The organism is Geomonas sp., assembly GCF_035254065.1.
Classification (GTDB): domain Bacteria; phylum Desulfobacterota; class Desulfuromonadia; order Geobacterales; family Geobacteraceae; genus Geomonas.
In genome coordinates this window covers 1-15146 of record NZ_DATFBA010000050.1, presented here as the reverse complement: position 1 = coordinate 15146, position 15146 = coordinate 1, and the positions used below count along the sequence as shown (strand labels likewise).

Genomic DNA, 15146 nt, shown 5'->3' with positions numbered 1-15146 from the left:
CGGTCATCGGCTTCAGGTAGGGGGGCAGCGACTCCTGCTCGCGGTAGAAATCCTGGTCGGTGATCTTATCGCCGTTTACTTCCGCAAGCACGATCCCTTTGGACTCGGTCTTGGTCTCGCCCGCCTGCTGCTGCTTGCAGCCGGTGGCGGCGATGCAAAGCGCGAGAGCGAACAGTATGGCCGTTTTTTTAAAGTGCACGGTAGGCTCCTTTTTTCTCTATTAAATGGATTCCAATCGCGAAACGCTAGCATATCACCCAAGGCATTTCAAGAGATTTCTAGCCTCCGCCAGCACCCCGTCGAAGGAGCTGTCGGCTATGCGGGCGAACAGCCGGAAGTCGGGCGTGAAGCGGTATTTCCCCTTCTCTTTGCGCAACAGGGCCATGATGGCGTCGGGCGAAACCGGGGTCCTTTCGTGGAAGGAGAGGACCAGCTCGGAGCCGGCCAGCTCGATCTCCTTGACCAGCAGCTTTTTGAGCAGCACCCGTATCCTCATCACCTCCAGCAGGTAAACGGCGGCGCCGGGGAGCGCCCCGAAGCGGTCGACGAGCTCGGCGCGGATGTCGTCGATCTCCGCTTCGTCCGTCGGCTGGGTGAGCTTCTTGTAGATGAGCAGGCGCTGGTTGGGGTCCGGCACGTACTCCTCGGGGATGAAGGCCGGCACCTTCAGCTTGATCTCCGGCTCCACCCGCTCGGGCATCTCCTCCCCCTTCAGGGTGCGCACCGCCTCGTCCAAAAGCTCAGCGTACAGCTCGTAGCCCACCGCGGCGATATCCCCGCTCTGCTTGGCCCCCAACAGCTCGCCCGCCCCCCTGATCTCCAGGTCGTGGGTGGCGATCCTGAAGCCCGCCCCCAGCTCGGTGATGTCCTGGATGATCTTCAGCCGTTCGCGGGCGTCGGGGGTGATGGCACCCTCGCCGGGGATCAAGAGGTAGGCGTAGGCGCGCTGCTTGGAGCGCCCGACCCGGCCGCGCAGCTGGTAGAGCTGGGAGAGGCCGAAGGTGTCGGCGCGGTTGATGATCAGGGTGTTGGCGGTGGGGATGTCCAGGCCGCTCTCGATGATGGTGGTGCACAGGAGCAGATTGGCCTCGCCGTGCATGAAGGAGAGCATCACCTTCTCCAGCTCCTTCTCCGCCATCTGCCCGTGGCCGACCACGATCTTCGCCTCCGGGACGATCCTTTTCAGCTCGTCGGCCATGGCGCCGATGGTCTGCACCCGGTTGTGCACGAAGAAGACCTGGCCGCCACGTCTGAGTTCCCTGAGCACCGCCTCGCGGATCAGCTCGTCCGAGGAGCGGGAGACGAAGGTCTTGATGGCCAGCCGGTCCACCGGCGGGGTGTCGATGATGGAGAGGTCGCGGATTCCCATCAGCGACATGTACAGGGTGCGCGGGATGGGGGTGGCGGTCAGGGTGAGGATGTCCACCACCGCCCGGAACTGCTTGAGCCTCTCCTTGTGGACCACCCCGAAACGCTGCTCCTCGTCGACGATCAGAAGCCCCAGGTCCTTGAAGACCATGTCCTTTTGCAGGAGTCGGTGGGTGCCGATGATGATGTCCACCTCCCCCTTCTTGACCCCTTCCAGGATCTGCTTCTGCTCCTGGGCGCTGCGGAAGCGGGAGAGCATCTCCACCCGGACCGGGTACTCCTTGAGCCTGGCCGAGAAGCTCTCGTGGTGCTGCTGGGCGAGCACGGTGGTGGGGACCAGGATGGCGACCTGCTTGCCGTCCATGGCCGCCTTGAAGGCCGCCCGCATGGCGACCTCGGTCTTGCCGTAGCCGACGTCGCCGCAGACCAGCCGGTCCATGGGGCGGCTGCTCTCCATGTCGGCGATCACCTGGTCGATGGCGGCGGCCTGGTCGGGGGTCTCCTCGAAGGCGAAGGAGGCCTCGAACTCGCGGTACATGTCGTCGGGGGGTGAGAACTGGTACCCCTGCTGGACCTCGCGGGCGGCGTGGATCTTCAGGAGCTCGGCAGCCATCTCCTGCACCTCGCTCCTTGCCTTGGCCTTGGCCTTTTCCCAGCCGGCGGCGCCCAGCCGGTCGAGCTTCGGCTCCACCCCCTCGGCCCCCACGTAGCGCTGCACCAGGTTGATGCGGTCGACCGGCAGGTAGAGCTTGTCACCCCCGGCGTACTCGAGGAGCAGGAAGTCCCCCTCCATGCCGGTCAGGGCGATGTGCTCCAGCCCCCGGTAGAGGGCGACCCCGAAGTCGATGTGCACCATGTGGTCGCCGGGTTTCAGCTCGGCGAGCGAGGTGAGGAGCTGCTTCTTCCTCGCCTCGGAGAGGCCGCGGCGCTTCACGCGCTTGCCGAAGATCTCCTCTTCGGCGATCACGATCAGCTTTTCAGCCTCCAGCCGGAAGCCGCGCGAGATTTCGCCGATCAGGATCTCCACCCGTCCGGGGGGCCTCAGCAAGGCGCCGGGGAAGCGCTCCTCGGAGACCTCCAAGGGGAGCCGGTAATGGGAGAGGAGCTCGTAGAGGCGCCTCGCCTGTCCCGGCTGGTGGCAGGGGACCAGCACCCGGTTCCCCGCCGCGATCCAGTGGACCAGCTTGTCGGTGAGAGGCGCCAGCACCCGTTCACCTTCCGGGTTCAGCTCCGGTTTCAGGTCCCCGTTGGTGGCGCTCTTCAGCCGCAGCGTTTCGCCGCCCTCCCCCTCGATCTCCAGACGGGGGAAGAGGAGCCTGCGGCCGGCGGCACATTTACCATCCAGGGCGGCTGCGGAAAGGAAAAGCTCCTCGGGGTCGCAGGTGACGGAGTCGCGCAGCTCGGCGCGGGTGAGCGCGGCCTGCAGGTCGGCGGCGAAGCGCTCGCCCGCCTCGGCCAGCGCCTCAGGGTCCATGCTCACGCAGACGGCCTCGGGGCCGGCGTAGTCGAGGATGGTCTCCAGCCCGGGGTGGAAGAGGGGCTGCAGGAAATCGATGCCGGGGGGATAGATGGCGTTTTGCAGCTGCTCCAGTAGCTCGCGGCGGCGGGCGGCGCCGATCCCCAGGTGGTCGCAGCGCTTCTTGAGCCGCGGTGCGAAGGCGGTCAGCACCTCTTCGGAGAGGATCACCTCGCGGGAGGGGAGCAGCACCAGCTCGTCCAAGGGCTCCAGCGAGCGCTGGGTGACCGGGTCGAACAGCCGCATGGTCTCCACCAGGTCGCCGAAGAACTCGATGCGCACCGGCTTTTGCTGGTCGGGTGGGAAGATGTCCAGGATGCCACCCCGGACCGAGAAGGAGCCCCGGTCCTCGACGATGGGGACGTGGGCGTAGCCGAGCTTGACCAGCTTCTCCACCAGGGTCTCGCGCTCCAGTTCCTCGCCGGCCACCAGGTACTGGCAGACCTCCCCCAGGGTGCGGCGCGGGATCACCCGCTGCAGGGCGGAGGCCAGCGGCAGCACCAGGGCGCGGCCGCGTCCGTCCAGAAGGCGCACCAGCGCGTTCAGCCGCTCGCCCACCACGTCCGGGTGGGGGGAGGCCGCCTCGAAGGGGGCCACGTCCCAGGAGGGGAAGGAGAGCACCGTGTCGGGGTGGGGCGCGAAGAAGCGCAGTTCCTGGGCCAGCTCGTCGGCGCTTTCCTGGTCGGCGGTGATCACCACCAGCGGCCCGCCTGTCCCGTCCATGAGACGCGAGAGGAGGTAAGCGGGGGCGGAGCCTTCCAGGCCGGCCACGCTCAGCCGGCTGCCGGCCGCGGCGAGTTTGTCTTTTATGCTCTTTATATATTCGGGGATGGCTGCGGTCATACGGTAAGCTTTGGCCCTTTCAGTTCGGTGGCTAGAGTTGATGGCAAGGGAAACCGCCCATTAAACGGTGGAGAGGTTTATCAACCTTCCAGGATCGCCATAATCTTGCCCATCACTTGTTTCAGGATCTCCTTGGAAACGGCGCCTTTCTTCTCAGCTCTCCTGACCTGCCAATCGAGACTTTTCACTTGGTCGGCCAGAATCACTCCCTGAGCATTGCCAGCATCTTCGACCGCGACTTCGAAGGGATACCCTTTGATCTGGGTGGTGATCGGGCAGCAGAGCATCAGCCCCGTTTTCGAGTTGTAGATGGCCGGGGAAAGGACGAAGGCTGGTCGCCGACCTCCCTGTTCATGGCCGGCCTGAGGGTCGAAATCAAGCCAGACAACATCACCTTTTTCCGGGATATAGGCAGGTTTCTTTACCAAAGCTCCCTCCCTGCCGGAGGACCGGTTTCGACCTCTCCGTGGAGATTATCTTCGGTGACCTGGGCCAGCAGGCTCTCAAGGGAGGCCTTTCTGGTGAGGGGCCTGATAACCAGGGTGTTTTCTTCTCTCACTATTTCGATCGGCGAGTTCGCCTCGATGCCGCATTCATCCGCCAATCCTTTGGGTAGACGAACCGCCAGGCTATTCCCCCATTTTTGCGCTTTAACCAGCATGAAAACTCCTCCCCTGACCCGCTTGCCTGCAACCCGATCAGGTTAACACGGTGTCGACAATGTATCAACTGCAGATGTGTAGATGCCGCTGGTGAGCAAGCGCCTGCTGTCCGGGCAACACCCGCGCGGGATGGCTATCCACAGGTGCCTGCTTTAAAGCGTCCTGGCATGATGGGCTCACTTGGCAAGCCGGCGACCTTCGCCGCATTTAAGGCAGACACCAGCCCCGTCCCTGGGCCGGGAGTCTCGTCCAATGCAGTGGGGGAGGGACGGAGAGAATTCGTATAAAGAAAATGGGGGTTGTGCCGAATAGCCTACAGTATGTCGAGGAATGAGCGACCTGGGAGGCGGAAGGTGAACAGATGAAAGACGACGAGATCATACACTCGGATGTGCTCAACTATTTCAACAGCGAGTTCGACGCGCTGGACGCGCGCCTGAAGACGGGTGGGCTGGGCTACAAGGAGCGGGTGCTGGTCAGCCGCAAGATCGACGAGGCGGTCCACCTCCTTTCACCCTACGTCCGGAGCGACCCGCGGGCGCGGCACCTGGTGAGAAGCGCGGAGACCCTGAAAAAGGAGCTCCTCTCGGTGCGTGAGATGATCGTGAGCCAGCTGAGCGAACACCCGGACCACCAGGCGCTTTGGGAAGCGATCATGGCCAAGAAGAGCGAGGAGGCGGAGCGTACGCCATGAAGAAATCTCTTTACAAGAGCGGGGACCTGTATTATAAAGGTCGCTCTTGTGGAGAGGTGTCCGAGTGGTTGAAGGAGCACGCCTGGAAAGCGTGTGTACGTTAATAGCGTACCGCGGGTTCGAATCCCGCCCTCTCCGCCATATTTATTTTGCGGACTGATCTGATAGCTGGGTCCCGCGCAACGGAAGGTTATGAACCCCGTCAGGTCCGGAAGGAAGCAGCGGCAGTAACCGCCCCCGTGTGCCGCGGGGTAGCCCAGCTATCAGCTCTTTCCGCAACCCCCCGCTAATTCCCTTCCCCCCCACGCAGCGACGCAGCATTAAAGCCAAGAGGTATTCCCCTTGTCGTATCTCGTTCTTGCCAGAAAGTGGCGTCCCCAGACCTTCACCGATTTGGTCGGGCAGGAACATGTCAGCCGCACCCTGAAAAACGCCATCGACGGCGGCAGGGTCGCCCACGCCTTCCTGTTCACCGGCGCGCGCGGGGTCGGCAAGACGAGTTCGGCGCGCATCCTGGCCAAGGCGCTCAACTGCGAGTGCGGGCTCTCCGTGGAGCCGTGCAACAGCTGCTCGGCCTGCCTGGAGATCACCGAGGGGAACTCGGTGGACGTCTTCGAGATCGACGGCGCCTCCAACACCGGGGTCGACGACATCCGGGAACTGCGCGACAACATCAAGTACCTCCCCTCCCGCTCCCGCTACAAGATCTTCATCATCGACGAAGTGCACATGCTCACCACCAACGCCTTCAACGCGCTGTTGAAGACGCTGGAGGAGCCCCCCGCCCACGTCAAGTTCATCTTCGCCACCACCGAACCGCACAAGGTGCCGATCACCATCCTGTCGCGCTGCCAGCGCTTCGATTTCAAGCGCATACCGCTGCCGCGCATCGTGGCGAGGCTGCGCTACATCGTGGACCAGGAAGGGGTGACCGTCAGCGACGAGGCGCTCAGCGTGGTGGCGCGGAAAGGGGACGGCAGCATGCGCGACTCCCTCTCCACCCTGGACCAGGTGCTGGCCTTCTGCGGCAACCAGGTTTCGGACGCCGACGTGGCGGCCCTTTTGGGGGTGGTGGACCGCCGGCTGATCTTGGACGCCTCGCAGGCCGTGCTGGCCGCCGATGTGCGCGGCGTGCTGGAGCTGGTGGCCAAGGTCGACTCCTTCGGCTACAGCATGCGCCAGTTCTGCCAGGAGCTGATCGACCAGTTCCGGAGCATCGCCATCCTGAAGGCGGTGGGGGAGGCGGGCGACCTGCTGGACCTCTCCGAGGCGGAGGCCGAGGAACTGAAGGCGCAGGCGTGCGCCTGCTCGTTGAACGACCTGCAGCGCCGGCTGACCCTGCTTTTGAAGGCCGAGGGGGAGATGGCCCACTCCGGCTTCCCGCGCCTGGTGCTGGAGATGGCGCTCATGAAGATGGCGGCCCTGGCGCCCGCCGTGCCGGTCCAGGAGCTTCTGGACCGGCTGGCGGCGCTGGAAGGTGGGGCACCGGTGGCGCCGCGCACGCCGCAGCAGGCACCCCCCGCCGCCTCGCGCACCGCCGAGCCGCGTCCCGCACCCCGGGGGCCGGCGGCCGGCCCCGCCGTCGCCCGGGAAGCCGCTCCCGCGCAGGCTTCCGCCGCCGCGCCGGCGCGTGCGCCCCAAAGTGCTCCGCCTGCTGCGCCAGCCGCCGAGGGTGGCGACCCGTGGGGGAGCCTGGTGCGCTTCATCAAGGCCAAGAAGCCGATGCTCGGTTCGCAACTGGAGCAGGTCTACCCGGTCAAGGTCTCCCCGGGGAACCTGGAGATCGGCTGCCTGGCCGGTTCCTTCCAGTTCAAGAGGCTGCAGGACCCCGACCAGCTCAACGAGCTGAAGGCTCTGGCCAAGGCCCATTTCGGCGCGCCGGTCGCCATCAAGGTGGTGGCCTTAAGCGATGTCCCGACCGACGCACCCCCCACCATCGAGGAAAAAAAAAGCCTTGAGGATGCCGAGCGCAAGGCAACCCTGAGGCGCCATGCCGAGGCGCACCCGCTGGTGGCCGCGGCGGTGGAGATCTTCGACGGCGAGATCGCCGATGTGCAGGAAGTGAAGGAAAAAGAGCAGGCTCAATCATAACGATGTTAGCCGGCCTGCGTTTTTGAACAACCAAAGGCAATCCCCCCTGTCCCCCCTTTATCAAGGGGGGGACCTCTAGCGGAGGATCCTTACTTACGAGAGAGTCTCCCCCCTGCCGTCCCCGCCCCTTCAAGGGGAGGGACAGGGTGAGGATGGGGAGACGGTTTATTACTAAAAACAACGCAATGGAGGAATACGATGTCTAAAGGCTTGGCGCAGATCATGAAGCAGGCTCAGATGATGCAGCAGAAGATGGGGAAGCTGCAGGAGGAAGCGGCGCAGAAGACCGCGGAGGTCACCGTCGGTGGCGGCGCGGTAACGGTGGTTGTCAACGGGAAGAACCAGGTTCTCTCCCTGACCATCAAGAAGGAGGCCGTCGATCCGGAGGACGTCGAGATGCTGCAGGACCTGGTGCTGACCGCGGTGAACGAGGCCCTCAAGAAGGTCCACGCCGAGCTTTCCGAGGAGATGAGCAAGATCACCGGCGGCCTGAATATCCCCGGACTTTTCTAGTAGTTAGCTGGCCAGACTGCTGCCGGCGCATGCTCAACGCATGCGCCTTTTTCATTAAACAATTCTGTGTCAAAAATTTTTTTGGTAAAAATAACCAGTAAAAAAATGTTTTATCCGTGGTGGGAATATGCTACATTTTTCGAACTCTCTTACCCGGCTGGTGGGTGAGTTGAAGAAACTCCCCGGCGTCGGCGAGAAGAGCGCCCTCAGGCTGGCCTTCCATCTGCTGAAGTCGCCGGGCAACATGGAGGCCCTGGCCGAAGGGCTCCTGCAGGTCAGGGAGAAGGTCGGTTTCTGTTCGGTATGCTTCGCCATCACCGAGGAGGACCCCTGCTGGATCTGCTCCGGGGAACGCGACGGAGCCACCCTCTGCGTGGTGGAGGAGCCCCAGGACCTCTTGGCCATGGAGAGAAGCCGGGCCTTCCGCGGGCGCTACCACGTGCTGCAGGGTGCGCTCTCGCCGCTGAACGGGGTCACCCCGCGGGATCTGCGGATCGCGGAGCTGATGCGGCGCCTGGAAGAAGGGGAGGTCCGCGAGGTGCTGATCGCCACCAACTTCAGCGTGGAAGGTGAGGCGACCGCCCTCTATCTCACCAAGCTGATCAAGCCGCTCTCCATCAAGGTGACCAGGCTGGCCCACGGCATCCCGATCGGCAGCGACCTCGAGTATGTGGACGCCGCCACCGTGCAAAGAGCGGTGGAAGGGCGCTCCGAGCTGTAAAGGGAAGGCGTCACGCTTCGACGCTCTTCCTGTTTCTGTCTGTATGCTGTATGCAACGATGTCTAACGCCGTTTGTTCTAATTGCGCTTTGCCCGAGTTCCGCTAAGATTTAACGTTCCGCACCTTTATAACCAAACAGGAGGAATCAATGTCCCGCAGAATGGTAACAATTGACGGTAACACCGCTGCAGCCCACGTGGCCCACGCAACCAACGAAGTGATCGCCATCTACCCGATCACCCCGTCCTCAGTGATGGGCGAGATCTCTGACGAGAAGAGCGCTCGCGGCGAGAAGAACATCTGGAACACCGTTCCCTCCGTCGTCGAGATGCAGTCGGAAGGCGGCGCCTCCGGCGCGGTGCACGGCTCCCTGCAGGCAGGCGCCCTGACCACCACCTTCACCGCCAGCCAGGGCCTCCTGCTGATGATCCCGAACATGTTCAAGATCGCCGGCGAGTTGACCTCCACCGTTTTCCACATCTCGGCCCGCGCCATCTCGGCCGCCGCCCTCAACATCTTCGGCGACCACTCGGACGTGCTCTCCGCCCGCTCCACCGGCTGGGCCATGCTCTGCTCCAACAACGTGCAGGAGGTCATGGACTTCGCGCTGATCGCCCAGTCCTCCACCCTGAGGGCCCGCGTCCCCTTCATGCACTACTTCGACGGCTTCAGGACCTCCCACGAGGTGCAGAAGGTCGAGGCGCTCTCCTTCGACGACATGCGTGCCATGGTCACCGACGAGTTGGTGCAGGCGCACCGTGACCGCTGCATGACCCCGGACCGTCCGGTGATGCGCGGCACCGCCCAGAACCCCGACGTCTACTTCCAGGGTCGCGAGACCGTCAACCCCTACTACCCGGCCTGCCTCAGCATCGTGCAGGAGGAGATGGACAAGTTCGCCAAGGTGGTCGGCCGCCAGTACAAGCTGGCCGAGTACGTGGGCGCCCCCGACGCCGAGCGCGTGGTCATCGTGATGGGCTCCGCCGCCGACACCATGCAGGAGACCGTGGAGAACCTGGTCGCCGCCGGCGAGAAGGTCGGCCTGCTGAAGGTCCGCCTGTTCAGGCCGTTCCCGGTCGACGCCATCGCCGCCGCCCTGCCGGCTTCCGTCAAGAAGATCGCTGTCCTCGACCGCACCAAGGAGCCGGGCTCCCTGGGCGAGCCGCTCTACCTCGACATCAGGACCGCCCTGGGCGAGGCGCTGGCCGATGGCAAGACCAACTTCAAGCAGTACCCGATCATCGTGGGCGGCCGCTTCGGCCTGGGCTCCAAGGAGTTCACCCCGGGCATGGCCAAAGGCGTGCTGGACAACCTGAAGGCAGACAAGCCGAAGAACCACTTCGTGGTCGGCATCATCGAGGACGTCACCAACTGCTCGCTCGACTACGACGCGAACTTCGTGAACCCCTCCCCGGGCACCTACTCCGCCATGTTCTTCGGCCTGGGTTCCGACGGCACCGTCGGCGCCAACAAGAACTCCATCAAGATCATCGGCGAGCAGACCGACAACAACGTGCAGGCCTACTTCGTGTACGACTCCAAGAAGGCCGGCTCGGTGACCACCTCCCACCTCCGCTTCGGCAAGAACGAGATCCGCTCCCCGTACCTGATCAACCAGGCCGACTTCGTCGCCTGCCACAACTTCTCCTTCCTCGAGAAGTACGACATGCTGGCCAACGCCAAGGAAGGGGCCACCTTCCTGCTCTGCTCCCCCTTCGAGAAGGACAAGGTGTGGGACTCCATGCCGATCGAGGTGCAGAAGCAGATCATCGACAAGAAGCTCAAGTTCTACGTGATCAACGCGATCGCGCTGGCCGAGGAACTCGGCCTGGGCGCCAGGATCAACGTGATCATGCAGACCGCCTTCTTCAAGATCTCCAACATCATCCCGCTGGAGACCGCCATCGCCGCCATCAAGGACGCCATCAAGAAGTCCTACGGCAAGTCCGGCGAGAAGGTGGTCGAGATGAACAACAAGGCGGTGGACGCCGGTCTCGAGAAGATCTTCGAAGTCACCGTGCCGGCTGCGGCCTCCAGCAAGCTGACCAAGCCCCCGGTGGTCGGCGCCCACGCGCCCGAGTTCGTGCAGAAGGTCACCGCCACCATGATCGCCGGCCTGGGCGACCAGCTGCCGGTCTCCAAGATGCCGGCCGACGGCACCTTCCCGACCGCGACCTCGCAGTACGAGAAGCGTAACATCGCCGTCGACATCCCGGTCTGGGACGAGCAGCTCTGCATCCAGTGCGGCATCTGCTCCTTCATCTGCCCGCACTCCACCATCAGGATGAAGATCTACGACGCCGACAAGCTCGCCGGCGCTCCGGCCACCTTCAAGTCGGTGGACGCACGGGGCAACGAGTTCAAGGGGATGAAGTGCTCCATCCAGGTCGCCCCGGAAGACTGCACCGGCTGCGGCGCCTGCGTCGCCAACTGCCCGGCCAAGTCCAAAGAGGACCCGAGCCACAAGGCGATCAACATGAAGTTCCAGGCTCCGCTCAGGGCCAGCGAAGCCGCCAACTACGACTTCTTCCTGGGCATTCCCGACACCGACCCGGCCCTGGTCAAGATGGACACCCTGAAGGGGAGCCAGCTGGTCACCCCGCTCTTCGAGTACTCCGGCGCCTGCGCCGGCTGCGGCGAGACCCCGTACCTGAAGCTCCTCTCCCAGCTGTTCGGCGACCGTGCCCTGATCGCCAACGCCACCGGATGCTCCTCGATCTACGGCGGCAACCTGCCGACCACCCCGTGGGCGAAGAACGCCGACGGCCGCGGCCCGGCCTGGTCCAACTCCCTGTTCGAGGACAACGCCGAGTTCGGCTTCGGCATGAGGCTGGCCGTCGACAAGTTCAACCAGGCCGCCCTCGAGCTGCTCGAGAAGGTCGCTTGCTGCGCCGACAAGGAGCTGGTTAAAGAGATCGCCTCCGCCGACCAGACCACCCAGGCCGGCATCGAACTGCAGCGCGGCCGCGTGGCGAAGCTGAAAGAGGTGCTGGCCTCCTGCGACGCGCCGGAAGCCAAGCAGCTCCTCTCGCTGGCCGACTACCTGGTCAAGAAGTCCGTCTGGATCGTGGGCGGCGACGGCTGGGCCTATGACATCGGCTACGGCGGCCTCGACCACGTGATCGCCTCCGGCAAGAACGTGAACCTGCTGGTGCTCGACACCGAGGTCTACTCCAACACCGGCGGCCAAGCCTCCAAGTCCACCCCGATGGGCGCCGTGGCCCAGTTCGCAGCGGGCGGCAAGCCGCAGGCCAAGAAGGACCTGGGCATGATCGCCATGGCCTACGGCAACGTCTACGTGGCCAAGGTCGCCCTCTCCAACCCAGCCCAGTGCGTGAAGGCCTTCATGGAGGCGGAAGCCTACGACGGCCCGTCCCTGATCCTGGCCTACAGCCACTGCATAGCCCACGGCATCGACATGGCGACCGCGGTGGAGACCCAGAAACGTGCGGTCGCCTCCGGCCACTGGCCGCTGGTCCGCTTCAACCCGGAACTGGCCGAGCAGGGCAAGAACCCGCTCCAGCTGGACAGCAAGGACCCCAGCATCTCGCTGGAAGAGTACGCCTACGGCGAGAACCGCTACCGCGTCCTCAAGAAGAACAACCCCGAGGCCGCCGCGGCCCTGATGGCTCGCTCCAGCGAGCTCACCACCCGCCGCTACGACCTCTACAAGCAGATGGCGAAGATGGAATACGGGAAATAGCCGATTTAGCTTGACACCGTAGTTTTCAATGAATATGATCAACGTGTGCCGGGGATTGTCCCGGCACATATTTAAACAAGCAGTAACAGGAGAAAGCAGTAATGGCAAAAGGTGTAGTGAAGTGGTTTAACGACAGCAAGGGTTTTGGTTTCATCGAGCAGGACAACGGCGAGGACGTATTTGTTCATTTCTCCGCCATCAAAGGCGACGGGTTCAAATCCCTGGCCGAAGGCGACGCGGTTGAGTTCGAAGTGCAGAAGGGACCGAAAGGTCTGCAGGCAGCGAACGTCACCAAGATTTAAAGCCAACGCTTTAAAGGTAATAAAAAGCCCCGGAGGTATCCGGGGCTTTTTTTAGTTTGTGGCAGGTGGGTTCAGAGGAAGGGGGCTCGCGCTCACTCCAGGCAGTTGCCGACCGAGCCTCTCTTGCAGACGGTCTTGTCGATCCAGAGGGCGCCCTCGATGCGGGCCCCCTCCAGGCGGGTCCCCCGCAGCCGCGCCTGGTTGAGGGAGGCTCCCCGCAGGTCGGCGCCGGTCAGGTCGGCCAGTTCGAGATCGCACTCCGCCAGGTCCGCCCGCTGCAGGTTTGCCCGCTGCAGGTTTGCCCGGTTGAGCTTCGCCCCGTTGAGGTCGATGCCGACCAGGCTCATCCCGCTGAGGTCGGCGCCGGTAAAGTCCCGGGTGGTGGCCAGGATGTTCTGCAGCTCGCCTTGGGTCAGATGCCGGTTGCTGCCGTTAAGGCCTTTGGCCGCGGCCGGCTGGGCTTTGCGGGAGGCGGCGACCCGCTTGCGGGAAGGGGCCTTCTTGTGGAGCTGCTTCTTCGGCGCAGGGGAAGGTGGCGGCGTGGTGAGCTCGCTCCCCTCTTTGGCAAGCGCGGAAAGCTTCGACTCCGCCACCCTGAATGCCTGCGCCTCGTCGGCGGCCGGCGGTGCGGCGGCAGGCGCGGGATGCGCGGGAGGCGAGGCGGCGACTGCGCCAAGCGGGATGGCGAGGATAATGGGGAGCAGGACAGATTTCAAGCGGCTGTTCATCTCGTTCTCCACGTCTTCAACACCCGTTCCGCCAGGGAGCGGGATGGGTGCCTGAAGACGTCTCGGTAGGTCTTCGAGGAGGGATTCCCTCTTCAAAAACGGTCGGCACGTTGCTAACACATATCGGCAGCTGCTGGAAAAACTGAATGAGCTTGCCTCCTGGCCGGGAGGCGATGCTGGTCATGGTACCCCCGTCTGCACTTCGCCGGCGGGGTGTGCTATAGTGAGGCTGCGCGGGGTGCCGTGCCCGGAACTCGTCCGGGCGCCGCAGGCCCGGCACGCAGCTACCAGAACGGAGCAAACGGAAAAGTGGCGATAGACAAGATCGTGGTAAAGGGTGCCTGCGAGCACAACCTAAAATGCATAGATGTAGAGATCCCCAGGGATAAGCTGGTGGTGATCACCGGTATCTCGGGGTCGGGTAAATCGACTCTCGCTTTCGACACCATCTACGCCGAGGGGCAGCGGCGCTACGTGGAGTCGCTCTCCGCCTACGCCCGGCAGTTCCTGGAGCAGATGGAAAAGCCGGACGTGGAGTCCATCGAGGGGCTTTCCCCCGCCATCTCCATCGAGCAGAAGACCACCAGCAAGAACCCCAGATCGACGGTCGGCACGGTAACCGAGATCTATGATTACCTGCGCCTTTTGTTCGCCAGGATCGGCAAGCCGCACTGCTACAACTGCGGCCGTCCCATCTCCTCCCAGACGGTGACCCAGATGGTGGACCAGATCATGGCGCTGCCGCAGGGGGCGAAGATCACCCTCCTCTCCCCCGTCGTGCGCGGCAGGAAGGGGGAGTACAAAAAGGAGCTGCACCAGTTCCGGAAGGACGGCTTCGTCCGGGTGATCATCGACGGCACCACCATCGATCTCGCCGAGGAGATCGAGCTGGACAAGAAGAAGAAACACGACATCGAGATCGTGGTGGACCGGCTGGTGGTGAAGCCGGGGATCGAGCGGCGGCTGGCCGACTCGCTGGAGACCGCGCTTTCCCATGCCGAGGGTATCGTCAAGGTGGCGCTCACGGCAGACGCCGAGCGCGAGATCAAGGCGGAAACCCTGCTCTTCTCGGAGACCTCGGCCTGCATCGAGTGCGGCATCTCCTATCCTGAGATGACCCCCCGCATGTTCTCCTTCAACAACCCCTACGGCGCCTGCCCGGACTGCACGGGTCTGGGGACCAGGATGTACCTGGACGCCGAGCTGGTGGTGCCGGATCCCACCCTGTCGCTGCGGGAAGGGGCCATCGCTCCCTGGGAAAAACGCTTCTCGGGTTGGTACCAGCAGACGCTGGAGGCGCTGGCGAGCTCGCATGGCTTCGACATGCACACCCCCTACAAGAACCTCTCCAAGAAGGCCAAGGAGGTCATCATGAACGGCTCGGGGGGCGAGCTGATCGACTTCTGGTGGGAGGACGAGGGGGGCAAGCGCCACTACTACCGGAAGGCCTTCGAGGGGGTGCTCAACAACCTGGAGCGCCGTCACCGCGAGAGCGAGTCGGAGATGGTGCGCGAGGAGCTGGAGAAGTACATGAACGTGATGCCCTGCCCGACCTGCAACGGGGCGCGCCTGAAAAAAGAGGCGCTCTTCGTGCTGGTGGGCAAGCGGAACATCCAGCAGGTCACCGCCCTCTCCATCAAGGACTGCCTGCACTTCTTCGAAAAGCTCTCCCTCAGCGAGAAGGAGGAGGACATCGCCCGCAGGATCCTCAAGGAGATCCGGGAGCGGCTGAACTTCCTGGTCAACGTGGGGCTCGACTACCTGTCGCTGGACCGCTCCTCCGGCACCCTGTCGGGCGGGGAGGGGCAGCGCATCCGGCTCGCCACCCAGATCGGCTCCTCGCTGGTGGGGGTGCTCTACATCCTGGACGAGCCCTCCATCGGCCTGCACCAGCGCGACAACACCCGCCTGCTCAATACGCTCAGACACATGCGCGACCTGGGGAACACCGTGCTGGTGGTGGAGCATGACGAGGAGACCATCGAGGAGGCGGACTGGGTGATCG

Annotated in this window: 11 protein-coding genes, 1 tRNA gene, 1 other RNA gene and 1 pseudogene; 9 read left to right on the top strand and 5 right to left on the bottom strand. The window is 63.8% G+C overall.

What is annotated here, in order from left to right; all coding sequences use genetic code 11:
* The 4 genes and pseudogenes from VJ604_RS02780 to VJ604_RS02765 all read right to left on the bottom strand — a co-directional run.
* A pseudogene (locus VJ604_RS02780) lies at positions 1-199 on the bottom strand (peptidylprolyl isomerase); the annotation flags it as partial.
* Positions 200-253: 54 nt separating this feature from the next.
* Entirely contained in the window at positions 254-3727 is a 3474-nt protein-coding gene (gene mfd, locus VJ604_RS02775; protein ID WP_324079861.1) for a transcription-repair coupling factor, read from the bottom strand.
* Positions 3728-3807: 80 nt separating this feature from the next.
* Positions 3808-4155 carry an endoribonuclease MazF gene (mazF, locus tag VJ604_RS02770; RefSeq protein WP_324079860.1) on the bottom strand — a complete coding sequence of 116 codons (348 nt, stop codon included), beginning with the start codon at positions 4153-4155 and terminating at the stop codon, positions 3808-3810.
* Positions 4149-4388 (bottom strand): AbrB/MazE/SpoVT family DNA-binding domain-containing protein, encoded by a 240-nt coding sequence (locus tag VJ604_RS02765; RefSeq protein ID WP_324079859.1) that lies wholly within the window; start codon positions 4386-4388, stop codon positions 4149-4151. The genes mazF and VJ604_RS02765 overlap by 7 nt, the downstream gene beginning before the upstream one ends.
* A gap of 362 nt (positions 4389-4750) precedes the next feature.
* Here VJ604_RS02765 and VJ604_RS02760 point away from each other — a divergent pair, with 362 nt between their 5' ends.
* The 8 genes from VJ604_RS02760 (at position 4751) to VJ604_RS02725 (ending at position 12413) form a co-directional block, all read left to right on the top strand.
* Entirely contained in the window at positions 4751-5083 is a 333-nt protein-coding gene (locus VJ604_RS02760; protein ID WP_324079858.1) for a hypothetical protein, read from the top strand.
* Positions 5084-5133: 50 nt separating this feature from the next.
* Positions 5134-5224 (top strand) — tRNA-Ser (locus tag VJ604_RS02755).
* Positions 5225-5249: 25 nt separating this feature from the next.
* Positions 5250-5348: signal recognition particle sRNA small type (ffs, locus tag VJ604_RS02750), an RNA gene on the top strand.
* A 77-nt stretch (positions 5349-5425) separates the two neighbouring features.
* Positions 5426-7174, top strand: coding sequence for a DNA polymerase III subunit gamma/tau (gene dnaX, locus VJ604_RS02745; RefSeq protein ID WP_324079857.1), 1749 nt, complete (start codon positions 5426-5428; stop codon positions 7172-7174).
* A 198-nt stretch (positions 7175-7372) separates the two neighbouring features.
* Positions 7373-7687: a YbaB/EbfC family nucleoid-associated protein gene (locus VJ604_RS02740; protein WP_324079856.1), complete on the top strand. Its 315-nt coding sequence runs from the start codon at positions 7373-7375 to the stop codon at positions 7685-7687.
* A 127-nt stretch (positions 7688-7814) separates the two neighbouring features.
* A complete protein-coding gene (gene recR / locus VJ604_RS02735) occupies positions 7815-8408 on the top strand; it encodes a recombination mediator RecR (RefSeq protein WP_324079855.1) in 594 nt (197 codons plus the stop codon).
* A gap of 148 nt (positions 8409-8556) precedes the next feature.
* Complete coding sequence (gene nifJ, locus VJ604_RS02730; protein ID WP_324079854.1) at positions 8557-12111, top strand: pyruvate:ferredoxin (flavodoxin) oxidoreductase; 3555 nt, start codon at positions 8557-8559, stop codon at positions 12109-12111.
* 101 nt (positions 12112-12212) lie between these two features.
* The gene (locus VJ604_RS02725; protein ID WP_324079853.1) at positions 12213-12413 is read left to right on the top strand and encodes a cold-shock protein; all 201 of its coding nucleotides are present in this window, start codon (positions 12213-12215) and stop codon (positions 12411-12413) included.
* Between the two features lie 92 nt (positions 12414-12505).
* Here VJ604_RS02725 and VJ604_RS02720 read toward each other — a convergent pair whose 3' ends face one another.
* The gene (locus tag VJ604_RS02720) at positions 12506-13141 is read right to left on the bottom strand and encodes a pentapeptide repeat-containing protein (RefSeq protein WP_324079852.1); all 636 of its coding nucleotides are present in this window, start codon (positions 13139-13141) and stop codon (positions 12506-12508) included.
* A 309-nt stretch (positions 13142-13450) separates the two neighbouring features.
* Between VJ604_RS02720 and uvrA the strand changes: the two genes are divergently transcribed.
* A partial coding sequence (gene uvrA, locus VJ604_RS02715) for an excinuclease ABC subunit UvrA (RefSeq protein WP_324079862.1) occupies positions 13451-15146 on the top strand: 1696 nt, incomplete at its 3' end.

What these genes read in the sequence shown, in the direction of transcription:
- mfd (WP_324079861.1), bottom strand. Translation starts at nt 3,727, where the DNA reads ATGACCGCAGCCATCCCCGAATATATAAAGAGCATAAAAGACAAACTC.
- VJ604_RS02765 (WP_324079859.1), bottom strand. Translation starts at nt 4,388, where the DNA reads ATGCTGGTTAAAGCGCAAAAATGGGGGAATAGCCTGGCGGTTCGTCTA.
- VJ604_RS02760 (WP_324079858.1), top strand. Translation starts at nt 4,751, where the DNA reads ATGAAAGACGACGAGATCATACACTCGGATGTGCTCAACTATTTCAAC.
- VJ604_RS02740 (WP_324079856.1), top strand. Translation starts at nt 7,373, where the DNA reads ATGTCTAAAGGCTTGGCGCAGATCATGAAGCAGGCTCAGATGATGCAG.
- recR (WP_324079855.1), top strand. Translation starts at nt 7,815, where the DNA reads ATGCTACATTTTTCGAACTCTCTTACCCGGCTGGTGGGTGAGTTGAAG.
- nifJ (WP_324079854.1), top strand. Translation starts at nt 8,557, where the DNA reads ATGTCCCGCAGAATGGTAACAATTGACGGTAACACCGCTGCAGCCCAC.
- VJ604_RS02725 (WP_324079853.1), top strand. Translation starts at nt 12,213, where the DNA reads ATGGCAAAAGGTGTAGTGAAGTGGTTTAACGACAGCAAGGGTTTTGGT.
- VJ604_RS02720 (WP_324079852.1), bottom strand. Translation starts at nt 13,141, where the DNA reads ATGAACAGCCGCTTGAAATCTGTCCTGCTCCCCATTATCCTCGCCATC.